Source organism: Paracoccus sp. M683 (assembly GCF_007096355.1).
In the GTDB taxonomy this organism is placed as follows: Bacteria; Pseudomonadota; Alphaproteobacteria; order Rhodobacterales; family Rhodobacteraceae; genus Paracoccus.
This window is the reverse complement of the sequence record NZ_VKDF01000002.1, coordinates 97,574-117,270: the sequence shown is the minus strand read 5'-3', so window position 1 is coordinate 117,270 and position 19,697 is coordinate 97,574. Positions and strand designations below refer to the sequence as shown.

Annotated in this window: 14 protein-coding genes; 9 read left to right on the top strand and 5 right to left on the bottom strand. The window is 65.4% G+C overall.

The features are described from left to right. Positions 1 to 2 precede the first annotated feature (2 nt). The 3 genes from FNJ84_RS03750 to FNJ84_RS03740 all read right to left on the bottom strand — a co-directional run bounded on the left by FNJ84_RS03750 (position 3) and on the right by FNJ84_RS03740 (position 8,065). Positions 3 to 5,435: an alpha-2-macroglobulin family protein gene (locus FNJ84_RS03750; protein ID WP_143791631.1), complete on the bottom strand. Its 5,433-nt coding sequence runs from the start codon at positions 5,433 to 5,435 to the stop codon at positions 3 to 5. 90 nt (positions 5,436 to 5,525) lie between these two features. After that, entirely contained in the window at positions 5,526 to 7,496 is a 1,971-nt protein-coding gene (locus FNJ84_RS03745) for a DUF2207 domain-containing protein (RefSeq protein ID WP_143791629.1), read from the bottom strand. A gap of 2 nt (positions 7,497 to 7,498) precedes the next feature. Then, the gene (locus tag FNJ84_RS03740) at positions 7,499 to 8,065 is read right to left on the bottom strand and encodes a LemA family protein (protein ID WP_143791627.1); all 567 of its coding nucleotides are present in this window, start codon (positions 8,063 to 8,065) and stop codon (positions 7,499 to 7,501) included. 282 nt (positions 8,066 to 8,347) lie between these two features. Between FNJ84_RS03740 and FNJ84_RS03735 the strand changes: the two genes are divergently transcribed. Then, the gene (locus FNJ84_RS03735) at positions 8,348 to 8,914 is read left to right on the top strand and encodes a DoxX family protein (RefSeq protein ID WP_143791625.1); all 567 of its coding nucleotides are present in this window, start codon (positions 8,348 to 8,350) and stop codon (positions 8,912 to 8,914) included. Positions 8,915 to 8,952: 38 nt separating this feature from the next. On the opposite strand, the gene FNJ84_RS03730 is transcribed toward FNJ84_RS03735, so the two are convergent. Beyond that, a complete protein-coding gene (locus FNJ84_RS03730; protein ID WP_255471025.1) occupies positions 8,953 to 9,765 on the bottom strand; it encodes a class I SAM-dependent methyltransferase in 813 nt (270 codons plus the stop codon). A gap of 120 nt (positions 9,766 to 9,885) precedes the next feature. On the opposite strand from FNJ84_RS03730, the gene FNJ84_RS03725 reads away from it, so the two are divergent. The 5 genes from FNJ84_RS03725 to FNJ84_RS03705 all read left to right on the top strand — a co-directional run bounded on the left by FNJ84_RS03725 (position 9,886) and on the right by FNJ84_RS03705 (position 14,710). Continuing rightward, the gene (locus FNJ84_RS03725) at positions 9,886 to 11,010 is read left to right on the top strand and encodes an ABC transporter substrate-binding protein (RefSeq protein WP_143791620.1); all 1,125 of its coding nucleotides are present in this window, start codon (positions 9,886 to 9,888) and stop codon (positions 11,008 to 11,010) included. 51 nt (positions 11,011 to 11,061) lie between these two features. After that, positions 11,062 to 12,135, top strand: coding sequence for an iron ABC transporter permease (locus tag FNJ84_RS03720; RefSeq protein ID WP_143791619.1), 1,074 nt, complete (start codon positions 11,062 to 11,064; stop codon positions 12,133 to 12,135). Further along, a complete protein-coding gene (locus FNJ84_RS03715; protein WP_143791616.1) occupies positions 12,129 to 12,884 on the top strand; it encodes an ABC transporter ATP-binding protein in 756 nt (251 codons plus the stop codon). Before FNJ84_RS03720 ends, FNJ84_RS03715 begins: the two co-directional genes overlap by 7 nt. Positions 12,885 to 12,959: 75 nt before the next feature. After that, a complete protein-coding gene (locus tag FNJ84_RS03710; RefSeq protein WP_143791614.1) occupies positions 12,960 to 14,222 on the top strand; it encodes a SulP family inorganic anion transporter in 1,263 nt (420 codons plus the stop codon). Next, entirely contained in the window at positions 14,219 to 14,710 is a 492-nt protein-coding gene (locus tag FNJ84_RS03705; RefSeq protein ID WP_143791612.1) for a GNAT family N-acetyltransferase, read from the top strand. The genes FNJ84_RS03710 and FNJ84_RS03705 overlap by 4 nt, the downstream gene beginning before the upstream one ends. Positions 14,711 to 14,798: 88 nt before the next feature. On the opposite strand, the gene FNJ84_RS03700 is transcribed toward FNJ84_RS03705, so the two are convergent. After that, the gene (locus FNJ84_RS03700) at positions 14,799 to 16,772 is read right to left on the bottom strand and encodes a bifunctional 2',3'-cyclic-nucleotide 2'-phosphodiesterase/3'-nucleotidase (RefSeq protein ID WP_143791610.1); all 1,974 of its coding nucleotides are present in this window, start codon (positions 16,770 to 16,772) and stop codon (positions 14,799 to 14,801) included. Between FNJ84_RS03700 and speB the strand changes: the two genes are divergently transcribed. From speB to FNJ84_RS03685, 3 genes are all read left to right on the top strand, one after another. Then, entirely contained in the window at positions 16,753 to 17,856 is a 1,104-nt protein-coding gene (gene speB / locus FNJ84_RS03695; protein ID WP_221931928.1) for an agmatinase, read from the top strand. The two genes, FNJ84_RS03700 and speB, sit on opposite strands and share 20 nt — an antisense overlap. Positions 17,857 to 18,015: 159 nt before the next feature. Next, positions 18,016 to 18,744: a peptidase gene (locus FNJ84_RS03690; protein ID WP_143791608.1), complete on the top strand. Its 729-nt coding sequence runs from the start codon at positions 18,016 to 18,018 to the stop codon at positions 18,742 to 18,744. A 76-nt stretch (positions 18,745 to 18,820) separates the two neighbouring features. Next, positions 18,821 to 19,657 carry a 2-keto-4-pentenoate hydratase gene (locus FNJ84_RS03685; RefSeq protein ID WP_255471024.1) on the top strand — a complete coding sequence of 279 codons (837 nt, stop codon included), beginning with the start codon at positions 18,821 to 18,823 and terminating at the stop codon, positions 19,655 to 19,657. Positions 19,658 to 19,697: the final 40 nt, after the last annotated feature.

Genomic DNA, 19,697 nt, shown 5'->3' with positions numbered 1-19,697 from the left:
GATTATTCGGTCACGGCGACGCGACCGGCATCCGTCCATGCGCGCCAGTCGGGGCGATACATGTCCATCACGCTGGCCGCCGGATGGGCAAAGCTGCCCGGCGTGATCACCCGGATGTTATAGGCCAGCCGGAAGCTGTCATCCGAATGCCAGTCGACCGCCGTGATGAAACGGTCATCGCGGAACTCGGACGCCTCGACATCGCTCAGCGCGTCCAGCCAGTCCAGCGCGGTATTGTCGCCCTGCCGGATCAGATGCGGGTTTTCGATCTCGAACCCGGCAGGCAGCGGGTCGTCGATGATCAGCCGGCCACCACCGGCCTGATGCGGGCTCACCGTCAGCACCGCGACCAGCCGGTCGCCCTGCGCCACCATCGAGGGATCGGCCACCGCGCCATCATGCGTGTAATATTCCCGCGTGATGGTATAGCCCTTGCCGCCCGCCGGTTCCGGCGTTGCGGGCACCCCGGTCAGGGTCACGGTCACCAACTCTTCCCGGCCAGATCCGTTATGGATCACCGCTTCGCCATCGCCGGTCACGTCGCGGATCAGCCGGCCATCCAGCGGCTCGCCGTTCAGCGTAAAGCCGCGCCCGCCATCGCCGGCGGCCAGTTGCCCCGCCGCCATCAGGGACCAGACGGCCTCTTGCGGGGACAGGGTCTGCCCGTTCAGCGCGCGGGCCAGGCTGTCGCCCAACCCGTCCAGCGACATAACCTGCGTGCCCGAAGCCGAGGCCAGCGACAGCACCCCCGCAAGGTCGCGCAGCCGCGTGCCATAATCGTCGCGATAGGTATAGGCCTCCTCGCCCGCCGGGTTCAGCATGTCGCTGGCATGGCGGAACATCGCATCCGCCCGGCGCTGATCGCCATACATGGCCAGCGCCGCACCCAGTTGCGCGGCCGCCAGCGGGGTGCCGAACTCGGCCCCTTTCACATCGGCATAGTAGCGCAGATCACCGACCGGCACGGCGCCCTCGCGGGCCAGGACCATCAGCGCATAGGCCAGCGATTCCCCGCCGCCATTGCTGTCCGCGTCGAAATCGGCGGCATAGTTGACCGAGTTGCGCAGCCGGTCCAGCGCCATGCGGAAGGCCTGATCAGGCACGTCATGACCGGCCGCACGCGCCCGCGACAGGAAGTCGGTGACATAGGCGTTCAGCCAGTCATCGCCGTTTTCGGGCGACCACAGGCCGAATGCACCGCTGGCCGCCTGCCGCGTCAGCACGCGGGCGATGGCCTGATCGACACGTTCGCCGGCGCGCTCGGCATCGGGCATGCCGCGCGCGGCCTCGGAAAAGGCCAGCAAGGGCATGGCCTTCGAGGTGATCTGCTCGGTGCAGCCATAGGGATAGTCGGCCAGCCCGCGCAGGATCGAGGCCGCGTCGAACCGCGCCGCCGGGCCAAGCGCCAGCGTGGCCGTCGCGGTGCCGGGCAGCATGTTTTCCAGCAGTTCCGCCGGCAGGGTCAGATCGTCGCCCGCCGCCAGCGTAAAGCGGCTTTCGCGGCTGGTCGTGGCGCCATTGGCGATGACCGGGATGGTCAGCCGCTTTTCCAGCAGCTTGCCATCGGGTGTCGTCACCGACAGCGCCAATTGCGTCGGTCCCACCGCATTGGGCGCGGTGATCGGCAGCGACAACCGCTCGGTCGCCTTGTCGGCCAGCGTCACCGTCTGCGGCAACTCGCCCGCAGTCAGCCCGTCGGCCGTCACGCCCAGGCCAATCTGGCCGGACGGCCCGCTGGCATGGGTCAGTTCCAGCAGCACCCGCGCCTGATCGCCCGGCGCCATGAAGCGCGGGGCCGAGGCCGTCAGCACCACCGGGTCGCGCACCAGCACGTCCTGTTCAGCCTGGCCCACGCCCTTGTCGGACCAGACCACCGCCATCAGCCGCACCGTGCCGTTAAAGGCCGGCAGCGGGATCTGCACCTCGGCCGCGCCATTGTCATCCAGCACCAGCGGACCCGAGAACCAGCTGAGCAATTCCTCGGTCGGGGGTGGCGATTGCGTGGACAGTTGCGCCATTGCATCGCCGCCTGACCGGATTGCACCCTGCGCCCCGGCCTGACCGTCGATCAGCCTGCCATAGATGTCGCGGATCGCGACGCCCAGCCTGCGCTGGCCGAAATAATGCGCCGAAGGGTCGGGCGATTTGAAGCCGGTCAGGTTCAGGATACCCAGATCAACCGCGGCCAGCGTGGCATGGACGGCATCGCCGCCCTCTGCGCCCTCGACCCGCAGGGTCACGGGCATCATCCCGCGCGGATCGGCCTCGGCCGGGGCCTCGATCACGGCGGTCAGCGCCCTGTCACCCGGCTCGATCCCGGCATGGGCCAGGCCAAGCGCGCGCACCGGCGCATGGCCGCCATCCGCCCCCACCGCGCGGATCGCGCTGGCGGTGATATAGGCGCCCGTGCCCCAGGCATCGGTCACCGGCAGCTCGATCCGGTTCTGACCGGCACTGATCGGCACCAGTTTCATGTCGACGACCCGGTTGGTCAGCACCGAAACCAGCGCGACGCCATCTGCCGGGGCCTCGACCAGCGCCGTGGCCGTGTCGCCGGCGCGATAGCGCGGCTGGTCCAGCGCGACAGACAGCCGGTCAGGCGTCTGCAAGGAACCGGCAACCGTATACCAGCCGGAATCAAAGCTGTAAGAGGCAGCGCCACCGCCCTGCGGCGTCACCACGATCTCATAGCGGCCCCAATCGACCGGCAGCTTGACCTGCGCCGGCGCGTCGGCCGTCAGTTGTAGATCGCCGGCGGCGATCCGGTCGCGGCGGTCGATCCTTTCGTAATCCCACCGTCCACCGATGGAATACCACTGATAATCCGTGGTGATCCGGTTCACGACCCAACTGGCCGGCGTCGCGGTCTGCTGCCCGTCCGGGCCGATGGCGATGACCGAAAATTCGGCCTCGGTGCCTTCGGCCACGGCATCATCCTCGAACAGGGGGCGGATACCGGCGACGGGCTGGTTGGGCAGCACGGTCCGGGTCACGACGCGCTCGACCGGGCGGCCCGAGCCTTCCCGGACCGAGACGATGAAATCGGCGGTCAACGGGCGGTCAGCGGCTGTTCCCGCATCGGGCAGGGTCGCCGTCAGCGTCAGATGGCCCTGATCATCGGTTTCGCCGCCCAGCAGCATATCGGCCCTGGGATCGAAACGGTCGTCATACAGCCCGAAGTGATAGCCCTGGAACTGCGGCAACTCGGTTGCGCCCGACAGCCGTGTTTCGCCCTCGACCGTCAGCCCGGCACCCGGCGCGCCAAACAGATAGCGCACATCGACTGAAATATCGGGCAGCGCGTCCATGGCCAGCGGCCCCTCGGGCATCACCGGGGTGAAATCCAGCCGCTCAGGTAGGAAATCTTCGACCAGCACGCGGGCCGAGGCCAGCGGCGGGGCCTCGGGATCGGCCAGCACATCGACGCGCCAGGTGCCGCGCGGGGCGGTGACGGGCAGGACGAAATCGGCCGTGTGGCCGCCGGCGCCGGCCTCGGGCGCGATCTGGCGGGTCATCTCGACCCCGTCGGGACGCATCAGCACGGCAGTCAGCGGCAGGCCGGACAGCCCCCGCTGATCGGCGCCATTGCGGGCAAGGATGGTCGTGTGGATCGTGTCGCCGGCGCGATAGGCGCCCCGGTCGGCGGTCAGGAACACATCGACCGGCGGGGCGGGGGGCATTCCTTCGACGCCCCGGTCGGACAGGTCAAACTCGGGGTCGGTCAGCGGCAGGAAGGCCATGTCATCGCCATCGACCACGGTGATCGCGGCGGGCGCGGAATTACCCTCGCCATTGGCGATCGCAGGCAGGAACAGCGCAACGCCCTGATTGTCCGTCGGGATTTCGGCCAGCACATCATTGCCGCGCGAGATCAGCGCCACGCGCGCGCCGGCGCGGGCTTTCGTGTCGGTCAGCCCGCGCACCACGACATGCAGCCCGTCGACGCCAGCCAGCGCCGAAATGCCAAGATCCGAGATGACGAACCACTGCGTTGCCGGTGCGACCTCGTCCGGGCTGGTCTCGGGGATCTGCACCTGAAGCGCATAGATGCCCGCGCCAAGCGGGCCGGTCACTTCCTGGATCGGCAGGCGGGTGGTGATTTCGGTGTTCAGCTCGCGGCCGACATCGGCCTGACCTTCCCAGACCACATCGCCCAGACTATAGGTCAGGTTCTGTTCGGACCAGTAATCCAGCGGCCGCGCCAGATAGCCGTCGCGCAGCGTCTGCACGAGGTTGCGGTCCGAAATGCGGATCAGCCGCAGGTCCAGCTGTTCGGTATTCACCGTCACCACTGGCAACCCGGCATCGGCCATGCGCGGCAGGATGTAGTTGCGCCCCTCGAACCGGACCAGCGGCTGACGATCACGGATATATTGCGTCATCTCGACATTGCGCGACAGCGTCTCTCCGGCAGTCGAGGGCAAGCCTTCGCGGAAGGTCACCGTATAGCGGGCGCCATGGTCCAGACCGACGATGCACAGGCGGTCGGCGTTGGCTTCGACCGACAGGCCCGACTGCGGCAGCGCGACATAGGGGGTGTAATCCAGCGATTCCTGAAGGTTATCGTTGAATGTGGCGCAGATACGCGGCGCGGCCTGGTCGGATTCGACGACCTGATCGGTGATGCGGAAGCCATATTTCTCATCGGCATCCTGCAAGGCCTGCTGAATATCCTCGCGGGAATCCAGGCTATTGGCCAGCCGCAATGCCGCCAGCGCGTCGCGGCCGCGATCGTCATCCTCGAAGACCCGACCCAGCAACAGCAACGCCTCGGCGGCGGTGGCATCGCTTTGGGCGCGCAGATAGGCATTGACGGCTGCCGCCTGCGTCGCCTGCCGGTCGGAATAATCCGAACCCATCGTCAGGATCAGCTCGGCAAAGCCGCCCCAATCCTCGGCCCGGTCATCCAGCGCGACGGCTGCGCCCAGCAGGCGTTGGCCCTGCGCGAACTCGCCCGTGCCCACGGCGTTGCGGGCATATTCCGACAGCGTCTCGCCATCCAGCCCGCCGGTCATATAGTCGGCCATGCCCTCGGCCTGTTCCCTTGCGGCTGCCAGCAGGGTGGGCTGGATAAAGGGCGCGGCCTCGGCGCGGCGGCGGGCCAGCGCCTCGGCATCGCCCGAAGCTTCGATCACCCGGCCTGAAAACGCGCCCTGAAATGGCTCTATGGCGCCGAAGGCCGATTTCGGGAAACAGGCTGAGGCTTGCGCATTATAGGTGACCGCCGCGCAGGCGCTGTCGGCCAGGCAGTTGCGCAGGCAGGCATCCATGCTGACATCGAAAACCTGCCGCAGGTCGCTGCCCGGCAGGTCGATATTCTGGGTGATCGCCATGCGGCGGGGCGGGATCAGCGAATCGTCCTGCGCAGCGGTGGGCAGGGCGGCAAATGGGGTCAGCAGTGCGGCGAGTGCCGCGGCAATCGTAATGCGATACATGGTAACCTCGGCACAAATTTGGCAAGTTTCCGCTGGCAGGGTCGCACAGCCGGCGCGCTGCCGCAATGCCCCGCTGGTGCGGGCGGCGCGCTACCAGCCGCCGCCACCGCCGCCGCCGCCACCACCGCCGGACGAGCCGCCCGATGAGCCGCCCGATGAGCTGCTGGAGGATGACGACCCGCCTCCCGACGAGAACCCCGACGATGACGATCTGGCGATGGGCAAGGCCGAGGTATAGCTGGAGGCAAGCTGCCTTTCGATGCTTGGGGCCAGCCCGGCCCCGCGCCCGGTGTAAAGACGCGCCAGCGAAAATTCGTCGCTGCGAAGCCGGCCGAGGTCGTTGCTGCCAGTCTGGGCCGCCTGCTCGGCCGTCGTCCCGTCGACCGTTGCCAGCCACTCATTGAACCGCGCCACCCAGTTCTGTTCCAGATCCAGCGCCATCGCGAAGGGAAGGATGCGTTCGAAATGCAGGCGCGACATGGGCGGGGCGTCGACCAGTTTCAGCCGGTCTGCCTCGGCCACCTCGATATAGTCTTGGAGCCCTCTGATCTGATCCAGCGAGACCTGGCCGCTATGCGTCGGCCCGCCCAGGATCGGGGCAAAGACCATACCGACCAGCGTCATGCCCAGCATGGCTGCGGGCATCAGCAGCTCGCCCCCCTGAACGACAATGCCGATGCCCATCATGATCAGGAACGGAGACAGCATGAACAGCCCGAAAATCGCGCCGATCCGGCCGGCGATACGGCCATTGCGATTGGCCAGCATCAGGCGGACGATCAGCAGCGCCAGCATGCATAGCAGACCGAAAACTGCCATGATGACGTTCAGCTTGGGCGGCAGCATCTGCGGGATCGCGATGATCAGCCCCACCGTCAGGGCAAAGCCCACAAACCGGCTGAGCCCCTGGCGCCGATAGGCATGCAGGGCGCGGAACTGGCCGTTCAGGCTGCCGGCCACGCTCGATTGCAGCGCGGTGATCCGGCTGCCATTGGCGCGGTTGATCGGCAGCGTCGAGCCAGCCTGCTGAACCGCCTTCAGCACCAGGTTCTGTTCGGGGGTCAGCTTGCCGGGGTCCGGCACTGTGGCGCGGGTGATGGTCATCACACCATCGGTCCGGTCCAGCGTGATCAGGCCCCGCGATGCCATTTCGACAAGGGTTAGCGACAATGCCTCGCCCTCTTCCAGCACCTTGTTGCGCCAGACACTGCGGGTCAGGGCGGCTGTCAGGCCTCTGGGCGGTTCCCATCGCGGGAAAACCACGCCCCGCGGAGGGTCGCGACCGAAAAGCCACCAGACCAGGAAATAATAGAGAAACACCACGATAAGGCCACCCACGGCCCACAGTCCCACGCGGTGGTCGCGCAGCAGCCATTCGATCTGGCGGTCCCGGTCGGGAGGCGGGATCAGGCCCGGCTGAAAGCTGACGGCGACGGTGATTCCCTCGCGCGGATCAAGCGGGCGGGTGGTCTGGAAGGTCACCGTCTGCGGGTCGGTCTGCTGCCAGACCGCATCGGTTCCGGTTTCGCCAAACGCCCCGGTAAAGGCGGCCAGACGGTCGATCTGGGCGCCTTGCGGCAGGCGGACCGTGGCCGTCGCCCTGTCGATCGGAAAGATCCATTCGGTGCCGGTGGCGTTCCAATAGACCTCGTCATGGCTGTCGAACCGGCGCAGCTGCCGGTCGGTGCGATAGGTGATGCGATATGTATATTCACCCCAGGGCAGCAGCCGGTCGGGATCGCCCAGATAAAGGCGGATCGCGCGCGAGCCGTTGACGATGCTGCTGATTTCGGGTTTGCCGTCGCGCTCGGCCGAGATCAGGGTAAATCCCACACGCATATTGCGAATGCCGTCGCGGACGACGATCGGAAAATCGCGATAGATGCCCCGGCCGATCTGATCGCCCTCGGCCTGGACGCGGATCGTCTCGGTCACCAGATAATCGCCATCGGGCTGGACCTCGATGAGGCTGTCAAAGGACAGGATCCGTTCATCGGCCAGCGCCGGCTGGACGGCCAGCGTGATCAGCAGAAAAAGCCCCAGGCGCAGCAGATACCGCATGATCAGAACGAGACGGCCGGAACCTGGCGTTCATCGGGCGAATCCAGCTCGAAGAACTGCGCCAGATCAAAGCCAAAGCGCGTGGCGATCAGGTTCGAGGGAAAGCTTTGCACGCGGATGTTCTGCATCCGGGCCGCGCCGTTGTAATAGCGCCGGGCATGCTGGATATCACGCTCGATTTCATCCAGCGACGTCTGAAGGGCCTGGAAATTCTCGCTGGCGCGCAGGGCCGGATAGTTCTCGGCCACGGCCATCAGCCGAATAAGGGCGCCACCAAGCTGGCCTTCGGCCGCGGCGCGCTGGTCCACGGCGGCATCGCCGCTGTGATCCACCTTGCTGCGCATCTGGGTCACCTCTTCCAGCAGGTCTTTCTCGTGCCCGGCATAGCCTTTGACCGTCTCGACCAGATTCGGCACCAGATTGCTGCGCCGTTTCAACTGCACGTCGATGCCGCTCCAGGCTTCCTGGCTGCGCTGCCGTGCAGTGACCAGCGCGTTATATGCGTAGATGACATACAGGCCAACGGCCACAACCGCTGCGCAAACCACCAGAAAGATCGTCCAGCCCATCTTGGCCTTCCTTGCACCCGTTACAACTTGCGCTGCTCATAACGGATGGCGGCCGCAATGGCGAGGCCAGCCACGGCCGGGCAGCGGATCGGTGGTTGCGAGACAGCAGCAGCGGGATCAGTGTCCTTCGTGGTGTGACCGGATCGGGCACGTCGTTCGCTTTTTTCGAACATGGCGATCTGTCCCGGCATGCTTGTGCTGCGGGCCGCTGGTGGGCACATTTGGCAGACAATTCAGTCATATCCTGACCGGGCGTCTTGCCCGAACCCCGAGGAGTGAACGATGCCAAATTCAAATACCCCACTGATCCTGCCCTTCATGGGCCCGTTCTATGACCGTTTGGCCAAGCCCCTGGCATTTGTCGGTTTGCGCCTTGTGGTCGGTTGGCTGCTGATCCTGGAGGGTTGGCCCAAGATCCTTGCTCCTTTCGCAATGGCCGGGTTTACCGAGGGTCTTGGCCTTTATCCCGGCTGGTTGTGGTCGGCGGTGCTGGCGGTGATGCAATTCGCAGGCGGGGTGCTGATCCTGACCGGCTTTCTGACCCGGCCGGCGGCGCTGGCCAATGGCATCATGCTGGCGGTGACCTATTGGTTCCACCTGACCCATCCCTATGGCGATCTCGCCCTGACCCAGGAAGGCATCGCCGCCGCGCAAGCCGCCGGGCAGGCGCTGTTCACCGAGGACGGGCTGCGCAACCTTGCGGCCGATGGCGGGGCCACCTTCCTGCATCAGGTCCAGTTCAAGGCCGAGGGCCTGTCGGCGCTGTGGACCGTTGCCGCGCTGTTTCTGGCGGCGTTCGGTGCCGGCCCGCTGTCTGTCGATCGCACGATCCTGAAACGCGAGTTCTGATGTGAACCCTGACCTGTCGCGGCACCTTGCCCGGCAGGTCAGGCCTTTTTCCGCGCGCTGATCGCATAGCGGTGTTCATTCAGCCGCAGCAGCGATTTCCGCCAGCCAAGCGTTCTTCGCTGCGCCAGGTGAACGCGGCCCAAAGCCCGGTCGATCCTGACATCCACGAATCCTGCCTGATCCAGCAGGGCGGCGACCTCTTCGGCGCGGGCGCCCTGCCGAAAATGCACGCGGGACAGGATGGCGCCGTGGCGTTCCGCGTCATGACCATGGCCTGCCCCCCGCTGCGCCAGTCCAAGCATGCGCGCCAGCATCGCATGAACGGCTGAACGATTGACGAAATCTCCGTCTACCAGCAGGGCAACCCCGCCCGGCTTCAAGATGCGATACCATTCGCTAAAGGCCGCCGACGGGTCTACCAGCGTCCAGACCAGATGCCGGGCGGTGATTGCATCATAGCTGGCATCCGGTTCCAGGGTTCGTTCGGCATCGGCTTGCAGGAAGGTCACATCCGCACCTGCCGCCGCCGCCTTGTCGCGGGCCTTTTGCAGCATCGGCTCGGACCAGTCCAACCCGGTGACCGAAAAGCCCAGATCATGCCCAAGCAGGCTGATCTCGCCCGTCCCCGAGGCCAGATCCAGCAGGCGTCGGCCATCGGCAGGCCCCAGATGGCGCTGAAACAACGCCGCCCATGCGCGCCGCTCGGCCCCTTGGGAAATCTTGTGCCCAGGGTCCTGATCAAAGGTCGCCGCGCGATCCGACCAGTATTCGCGGATCTCGTCGCGCAAATCCCGGTTCGCCCCGCCGATGCCCGGCCCGCTAACGCCCTGCCTGTCCATGCCCTGCCACATTCCCCTTGCCCGAAGGCGCGATCTGCCATGGCCCGCCGCCCAAAGGCCAGACCATGAAAGATAATTGACTATAACACTCGGGTAATTTAGGCCATATCTGATTTCATATGAGGGCTTTCGATGAAACCTTGTCACGGCCATTTTGGCGCATTGATGTTTGGCTGCGTGCTGGCGACCGGCGCGCTGGCCGATACCACCACCATCACCGACATCGCCGGTCGCACGGTCGAGGTCGAAACTCCGGTCCAGCGCGTCATTCTTGGCGAGGGGCGCCAGATCTTCTTTGCCTCGGTTCTGGATACCGAGGATCCCTTTGGCCGCGTGGTCGGCTGGCGCGACGATTTCATGAAGGCTGATCTTGATGGCTATAACGCCTATAAAGAGGTCTTTCCCGCGATCGACGACATTCCCACGTTCGGCGGCATGAAGGACGGCACGTTCGACATCGAACAGGCGGTGTCGCTGTCGCCCGATGTCATCATCATGAACCTTGAATCCAAGGCCGCGACCGAGGAAGGCGGCTATATCGAGAAGCTTGCGGCAGTGGGGATCCCGCTGGTCTATGTCGACTTCCGCGAGCAGCCGATGGAACACACCGCCGCCTCGATGGAGATCATCGGCACCCTGTTCGGCAAGGAAGATCGCGCCAGCGAGTTCAATGATTTCTACCGTCAGGAAATGGCGCGGGTCACCGATGTCATCGAGGCACAGCCCGACCTGCAACGGCCGCTGGTCTTTGTCGAACGCGCCGGTGGCTATGGCGAGGATTGCTGCATGTCCTTCGGGGACGAGAATTTCGGCCGCATGGTCGAGATCGCCGGCGGCACCAACCTGGCCAGCGAGTTCATTCCCGGCACCTTTGGAACGGTGAACCCCGAACAGGTCGTGGCCTCGAACCCCGATCAGGTGGTGATCACCGGGGCGAACTGGGAAATGTATGTGCCGGGCGGGGCATGGGTCGGGGTCGGCTCGGGTGCCGATCTTGATGTCGCGCGGCAAAAGCTGGCCAATCTGATGGACCGCCCCGCCTATGCGGGCGTCAAGGCTGCCGAGACAGGGCAGGTGCATGCGATCTGGCACCAGTTCTACAACAGTCCTTATCAGTTCGTCGCCGTGCAGCAGCTGGCAAAATGGCTGCACCCGGACCTGTTTGCGGATCTCGATCCCGACGCCACCTTCGCCGAATTGCACCGGCGCTTCCTGCCGGTCGAGTATCGCCCTGGATATTTCGTCTCGCTGAATTGATGCGGGCCTTGCGGGCGGCGCAGGTCGCCCGCACCCGGAAGGAAACTTCTGATGAGCACAGTCACTGACGCGGCACCCGCCGCCGAAGCAGCCACTACCCATCGCTACGCGCGGCTCGTCACCAGACGGCTGGCGCTGCTGTTCGTTCTGGGGGCGCTGCTTGTCCTCAGCGTCGGCGTGGACATCTCGCTTGGTCCGGCGCGCTACCCGCTGCCAGATGTATTTCGGACGATCCTGTTTCCCGGCTCGGCCGATCTTCAGATGCGCGTGGTGATCTGGGACATCCGCATGCCCATGGCGCTGATGGCGGTGACGGTCGGCGGCTGCCTGTCGCTGGCCGGGGCGCAGATGCAGACCATCCTGGCCAATCCCCTGGCAAGCCCCTTCACCCTGGGCCTGTCCGCCGCCGCCAGTTTCGGCGCGGCCATGGCCATGGTTCTGGGCGTGACGATCATACCCGGCGCGATTGGCCTGATGGTGCCGCTGAATGCCTTTGCGATGGCCATGGCGGCCTCGTTTCTGATCTATGGGCTGTCCTCGATGCGCGGGGTGACGACGGAAACCATCATCCTGCTGGGGATCGCGCTGGTATTCACCTTCAACGCGGCGCTGGCGCTGCTGGAATATGTCGCCTCGGAACAGGCGCTGGCGGCCGTGGTGTTCTGGACCATGGGCAGCCTGACCAAGGCGACCTGGACCAAGGTGGCGGTGACGGCGCTGATCCTGGTCCTGTGCACACCGCATTTCGCCCGCCGGGCCTGGGCGCTGACCGCGATCCGCCTTGGCGAGACGCGGGCCGCCGCCATGGGCGTGCCGGTGCGGCGGCTGCGGCTGGAAACGCTGCTGCTTGTCAGCCTGCTGGCGGCGGTGCCGGTGTCCTTCGTCGGCACGATCGGCTTTATCGGCATTGTCGGCCCGCATGTCGCCCGGCTTTTGCTGGGCGAGGATCAGCGGTTCTTCCTGCCCGGCTCTATCCTGGCCGGGGCGCTGATCCTGTCGGCCACCTCGGTTCTGTCCAAGGTGTTGCTGCCCGGCGCGGTCATGCCCATCGGGGTGATCACCGCGCTGGTCGGGGTGCCGTTCTTTGCCGCGCTGATCTTCACCCATGGGAGACGCCAATGGTAAGCGTCACGCTGTCGGGCCTGGCGGCGCGCTATGGCCGCAAGGCGATTTTCAGCGATGTCACCACACCCGCGCTGCACGGCGGGCGTCTGACCGCGCTGATCGGGGCGAACGCTGCCGGCAAATCAACGCTGTTCCGGCGGATTGCCGGGCAGTTGGATGGGGCTGGAACGACCGTGATCCATGGCGCCGCACCGCATGATCTGCGCTACATGCCGCAAGAAACCAACACCTCGGCGGCGCTGACTGTCTATGAGGCGGTGGTTCTGGCGCTGAAACAGGACAAGCGCAGTTGGCGGCTTGATCCGGCCGAACTGGCGGCGGTCGATGATGCGCTGAAATCGCTGAAGATCGAGGATCTGGCCTTTCGCCAACTGACCGAGCTTTCGGGCGGTCAGCGCCAGCTGGTCTCGATCGCGCAAACGCTTGTCTGCCAGCCCCGTGTGGTGCTGATGGACGAGCCGACCTCGGCCCTGGACCTGTATCGCCAGTTCGAGGTGCTGGAGCTGTTGCGCGACTATGCGCGATCGACGGGTGCCGTCGTCATCCTTGCGCTGCATGATCTGAACCAGGTCCTGCGCTATTGTCAGATGACCCTCGCGATTGCCGGTGGCCGGATGGAGGCGGTGGGCGAGACCACCGAGGTGGTCAATTCCGATCTGGTGCGGCGGCTTTACGGCGTCGAGGCCCGGTTCGAGGCCTGTTCCAGGGGCCATCCGATCATGATCGTCGACGGGCAGGCGCGGGGCTGAGGGCGGGTGGGCCGAACGGCTGACCTGCTGAGATTTGTCTTGAAAAATGGTGGGTTGGGGCGCCAATGATGCGCCATGAAGCCCAAGATATTGACCACCTTGCCCGGTTATACCCGCGCAGCCTTCATCGCCGATCTGGCCGCCGGCGTGACGGTTGCCATGGTCGCGATCCCGCTGAGCCTGGCCATCGCCATTGCCTCGGGTGCCGATCCGGGCACGGGATTGGTCACGGCCATCGTTGCGGGGTTCCTGATCTCGGCACTTGGCGGCAGCCGGGTGCAGATCGGCGGGCCGACCGGGGCCTTTATCGTCGTCGTCTATGGCGTGATCGCGGAACATGGCTATGACGGGCTGGTGCTGGCGACCTTCATGGGCGGGATCATCCTGCTGCTCGCAGGATGGTTGCGGGCCGGGCGGCTGATCGCGCTGGTCCCCGAGGCGGTGATCAACGGGTTCACCATCGGCATTGCCATCATCATCGCCACCAGCCAGGTCAAGGATCTGCTGGGTCTGGCGATGGATCAGGTGCCAGCGGATTTCGTCGAGAAACTGCCCGCGCTTTGGGCGGCGCGGGGCAGTCTGAACCCGGCCAGCCTTGCCATCGGGCTTGGCACCATGGCGGGGATTATAGCTTTGCGCCGCGCCTTCCCGCGGATGCCGGGGCTGATCGTGGCGGTGGCTGTGGCATCGGCGCTGGTGGCGGTGGCGGGGTTGCCGGTGGACAGCATCGCCTCGCGCTTTGGGGCGCTGCCGGATCAGCTGCCTGCGCCGGCCCTGCCTGATCTGGGCTATCAGCGGATGGTGACGCTGCTGCCCTCGGCATTGGTCATCGCCTTTCTGGCCGGGGTGGAATCGTTGCTGTCGGCCATTGTTGCCGACCGGATGATCGGCGGGCGCCATCGCCCGAATGCCGAGCTGGTGGCGCAGGGTGCGGCCAATCTGGGATCGGCGCTGTTCGGCGGGCTGCCGGCCACGGGCGCCATCGCGCGCACCGCGACCAATGTGGGTGCAGGCGGGCGCACGCCGGTTGCCGGCATCGTTCATGCGCTGGTCATCCTGATCGTGATGCTGATGGCCGCGCCGCTGGCCGGCTATCTGGCGATGCCGGCGCTGGCCGGGCTGCTGATCCTGACCGCCTGGAACATGAGCGAGCCGCATCGCTGGCCCGAATACATGCGCGCAAGGCGATCCGACCGGGCGCTGATGCTGCTGACACTGGTGTTGACGGTGCTGACCGATCTGGCGCTGGCCATCGGGGTGGGGGTTGGCATCGGGCTGGCGTTGCGGCTTTATCGTCGCAACGTGCCCCCCGCTGACTGGACCCCGCCCGAGCGATGACCGACCTTCATATCCGCCCGCTGGACCCCGTGGCCGACCTGCCGCTGGTTACCGCCTTCTATGCCGATGCACCGGATTTCTGGCTGCTGGCCGAGGGCGCGGCCCCCGGCCCGGCAAAGGCGCAAGAGTTCTTTGACGATTGCCCGCCGGGCAGCGACCCCGAGGCCTCGCATCGGCTTGGGCTGTTTCTGGGCGACAGATTGTCGGGGCTGGCAGAGCTGTCCTTTGCCTTTCCGCGCCCCGAAGATGCCTATCTGGGGCTGATGATTCTTGGACCATGGGCGCAGGGCGCCGGCAATGGACGGCGTTTTCTGGCCCATGTTGAGGCGCTGGCCCGGCAGGCCGATTGCCCGAGCCTGTATCTGGGCGTGCTGGATCGCAATCCGCGCGGGCGGGCCTTTTGGGAACGCGAAGGGTTTGCCGCGACGGGCGACTGGCGCCGGACGGAGCAGGGCGATCATGTCTTTCGCATGGTCAAGCCGCTATAGGGTGGCCGGGCCGATGCCGGTGAGGCCAAAGGGAAAGCCGGGCAAAGCCCGGCTTTCATTGCGTCCCGCGACCGTTTGAGAATGGGCGCTACAGCGTGATGCGGAAACGGGCGAAGCCGTCATCGCCATCGCCGGCGGGTTCAACCGTCAGGCCCTTGACCTCGGCCAGATAGTCGGCCGCCCTGGGGCCGGTGTCGAACAGCACGGTCGCACCATCCAGCGGCGCAAAGGACCAGTTGCCATCGGCGGCCGGGTCGATGGTGCCCTGTTCAACGATATAGCGCACGATGATGTCGCGGTTCGTGTCCGGCCCTTCAAAGACGATGGTGCTGCCGTCATTGCCCGGAAAGCTGCCGCCGCCGCCGGCGCGATAGTTGTTGGTGGCGACGATGAATTCCGCCTTAGGGTCGATGGGCTGGCCGTCAAAGGCCAGATCGGTGATGCGGTTGGCGGTTTCGTCGGCCAGCGCACCCTCGCTGTCGAATTTCGAGGGCTGGGACAGGTCGATGAGATAGGTAACCCCGTCGATCACGTCGAAATTATAGCTGGGAAATTCGGGGTTCAGCAGCAGCTGATCGGCCCCGCCCGGCGTGATCTGGTTGAAGATGCCGGCGCTGCGTTCCAGCCAGTCCTTGACCTGCGCGCCGGTGATTTTCACGGCGCGGATGGTATTGGGATAAAGATAGAGGTCCGCCACGTTCCTGATCGCCACATCGCCCGCCGGCACGTCGGTATAGTAATCCGGCCCGCCGCGCCCGCCGGCCTTGAAGGGCGCGCCGGCCGACAGGACCGGCAGGCCCTCGTTCGGGGTGCCGGCCATCATCTGTGCGATGTACCAGGCCTGCGCATTGGTGACGATCTGAACGCTTGGATCATCGGCCACCAGCGCGAAATAGCTGTAAAGCGGCGCCGAGCTTTTGCCGACCGGCTGGCGGACATAGTCCAGCGTCTGCTGATGTTCTTCGGAGACGCTGCTCTGAACCGCAGCAACGCTTTCGACCAACGGCACGATATTGCGGTCGGCATCGCGTTCATAGATCGGGCGTGCCTCGACCGTATGGCCGGTGATGACCCAGCCATCCCCCTGCCGTTCCAGCATCAGGTCGATCAGCCCCATATGGCTGCCCCAGAACCCGGCCATGACGGCGGGCTTGCCGGCCAGGGTGCCGGCGGTCGCGTCGACGCCCTCGATCCCCTCGTAATCGGGGCCGGGGAAGACCCGATGCTGATGCCCGGTCAGCACCACGTCGATCCCCTCGACCCCGGCCAGCGCCAGCGAGGCGTTTTCGGCATCGGCGTCCAGCGGCAGCGGGTCGATGCCGGAATGGGACAGGGCGATGACCAGATCGACACCCTCGGCGCGCAGTTTCGGCACCCATGCCTGCGCCGCCTCGACGATGCCGCGTGTGGTTACGTTGCCTTCCAGATGCTTGCGGTCCCATTGCATGATCTGCGGCGGCACAAAGCCAATCAACCCGATACGGATCGGATGCGTCGCGCCCGTGCCGTCGATAATTTCGCGTTCCAGCACCACATAGGGCGGGACCAGCGTGGCATCCTGTTCGGGCGTCTCGCCGGCCTGCGTTACCACATTGCAGCACACGACAGGGAAGGCAGCGTCTGCAATCGCGTCCTTCAGGAAGGTCAGGCCATAGTTGAATTCGTGGTTTCCCAATGTGCTGCCTTCGACCCCGGCTGCATTCATCGCCGTCACGATCGGGTGCATCTGCCCCTGATCCAAGCCGCGTTCATAGGCGATGTAATCGCCCATCGGATTACCCTGAAGAAAGTCGCCATTGTCCAGCAGCATGCTGTTTGTCGCCTCGCTGCGCACCGCGTCGACCAAGGCCGCCGTTCGCGCCAGCCCAACCGTATCGACGGGCTTGTCGGCATAGTAATCATATGGCCAGATGTTCACATGCAGATCGGTCGTCTCCAGGATCCTCAGATGCGCCTGCCCGGCCTGCGCACGGGCCGAGAACGGGTGCATCACCACCAGCCCGACACCGGCTATGCCGGTCGACAGGAAGCCTCGGCGGGTTATGGGGAAAATCTGGCGCATCGGTCTGATCCTTGTGGAAACGGTTCTGGGAAAGGCTAGCACCATGTGGTCCGATGACAAGCTTCAGGCGCTGAGGGCGCGATTTGCCGATGGCACGGGTGGCGACAGTGGAGATCCGGAATTTGCCCGGATCGCCCGGCTGATCTTTCGCGACGGCGACCGCCGGACCGCGCCCTATGCGGGGATGCCCACGCTGCTGGATGCGCCGGTTCGTGCCGGCGATCCCGCCGGGCTGGATGTGGCGCTATATGGCATGCCGATGGATCTGGCTGTGACCAACCGCAACGGCGCGCGCTTTGGCCCGCGCGCCCTGCGCGCGATCGAGCGTGTGGGACCGTGGAACGATGCGCTTGGCAATGCGCCGGTGCATGAGATGGCCGTGGCCGATATCGGCGACGTGCCGTTCCGGTCGCGCTTCGACCTGCATCAAAGCCTGGATGACATCACCGCTTTTGTCGACCGCATCCTGTCTGCCGGGGCGCTGCCCCTGGGTGTGGGCGGCGATCACTCTGTCAGCCATGCGGTGCTGCGCGCCGTGGGTCGCGACCGGCCTGTTGGCATGATCCATATCGACGCCCATTGCGACACCGGAGGCAGCTATGAGGGCGAAAAGTTCCATCATGGCGGCCCCTTCCGCAACGCCGTGCTGGATGGCGTGCTGGACCCGGAACGCACGATCCAGATCGGGATTCGTGGGGCGTCGGGCTATGTGTGGGAGTTTTCCTATGCCTCGGGCATGACCGTCGTGCATGGCCGCGACATATCCGAGGTCCGCATTCCTGACATCATCGCCCAGGCCCGCGCGGTGGCGGGTGACGGCCCGGTCTATGTCAGCTTCGACATTGACAGTCTGGACCCGGCCTATGCGCCGGGCACCGGCACGCCCGAAATCGGCGGGCTGTCCACGCGCGAGGCAATGACGATCCTGCGCGGGTTGAAGGGGCTGAACATCGTCGGCGGCGATCTGGTCGAGGTGGCGCCTGCCTATGACGCCACCAACAACACCGCCCATGCCGGCGCGCAGATGCTGTTCGAGATCCTGTCGCTGATGCAGTTCAGTCCCGCGATCAGGCCCAGGGGGTGATGGCGGCGAAAAAGGGGGCTGTCTGCCCCCTCTTGGCCTGACGGCCAATTCACCCCCGAGGATATTTGGGCACGGCTGATGGATCGCCGAAACTGGCAATTGCGGTGCCGCAGCGACAAACATAAGATGCTGCCTGATGAATATGCAGGCTGCACAAGAATGACCTATTGCGTTGGGCTGAAACTGAATATCGGGCTGGTGCTGTTGTCGGATACCCGCACGAATGCCGGGCTGGACAATATCGCCACCTATCGCAAGATGTTCTTTTTCGAGAACCCCGGCGAGCGTGTGATTGCCATCATGACCGCGGGGTCCCTGTCGGTCACCCAGACGACGCTTGCCCGGCTGCAAGAGGCGATCGACGACGAGATGGCGGACGAGACCACCTCGATCATGAAGGCGCCGACGATGTTGCAGGTCGCCACGCTGATCGGTGATGCCCTGTCGCGCACCAGACGCGAGATCGCCGATCAGTGCCGCGAGCTGAACCAGAGCCAGGCCTCGGCCAGCTTTATCGTCGCCGGGCAGCGCGCGGGCGGCGATATGCGGATGTTCCTGATTTACCCAGAGGGTAATTTCATCGAGGCGACCGAGGATACGCCATTCCTGCAGATCGGCGAACACAAATACGGCAAACCGATCCTCGACCGTGTGGTTACCCCGGCGACCAGCCTGCATGATGCGCAAAAGGCTGTTCTGTTGTCGATGGATTCGACGCTGCGATCCAATCTGTCGGTGGGCATGCCGCTGGATCTGGCGGTGATCGAAAAGGACGCCTGCACGGTCAGCGCCAAGCGCCGTATTCTTGATGGCGATCCCGATTTCGCGCGGATGAGCGCGGCCTGGTCGGCCGCCCTGCGTGACAGCTTTGTCAAGGTCTCGATCTAGGGCTCATCGGAAACACTGGCGCGATCCGTGCGGGCGGCGCTAAGCTGATCCCGTTCTGTCCAGAAGGGATGATGCCATGATCCGCCTGACTGCCGCCGTGCTGCTGCTGGCCCCCGCCATTGCGCAGGCTGACTGCCCCACGCCCCAGGCCATGTCTGCCGCAGCCGACAGCTGGCTTGCGGGCGAACGTCTGCCTGACCCGCTCGTCACCACGATGCAGGACGCCGCCTGCGCCTATGGCCATTTCCGCGAAAGGCTACAGGATCCTCTGGGCGCGCCCATCGGCGTCAAGGTCGGCTTTACCTCGAAACCCGCACAAGAGGCTTTCGGCGTTTCCGGCCCGGTCGCAGGCGCGTTGTTTCGCGACATGATCCTGCCTGACGGCACGGCGGTCTCGCTGGCGGGCACCCGGTCGCCCTTATATGAGGCGGATCTGATCGTCACCGTCGCTGATCCGGCCATTGCCCAGGCCACCACCCGCGAAGAGATCGCCGCCGCGCTTGACGAGGTGCGCCCCTTTGTCGAACTGCCAGACCTGGCGCTGGCAGAGGGCCTGAAACCCACGGGCCCGATCATGGCCGCCTATGGCGTGCTGCCCTGGCGCGGGGTCATGGGGCAGGGCATCAAGATCGCCGATCTGCCCGATCCCGTTGCCGATCTTGCCGCGCTGAGCGTCGATCTGAAGGTCGATGGTGAAAGCGTCGGCATCGGCAATGGCGAGATGCTGCTGGGTCATCCGCTGGATGTCGTGCTGTGGCTGGTCCAGCAGGGCGGCTATGACATGCCGGCCGGGACGCTGATCTCTCTTGGCTCTCTGGGCAAGCTGACGCCCGCCACGGCCGGCTTGCGGATCGAGGCTGATTATCAGGTTGGCGGCCAGCCCATGCATGTCGGTTTTGACCTGACCGACTGATCCATCAGCCGTGTCGAAATATCCTCGGGGGTGAATTGCG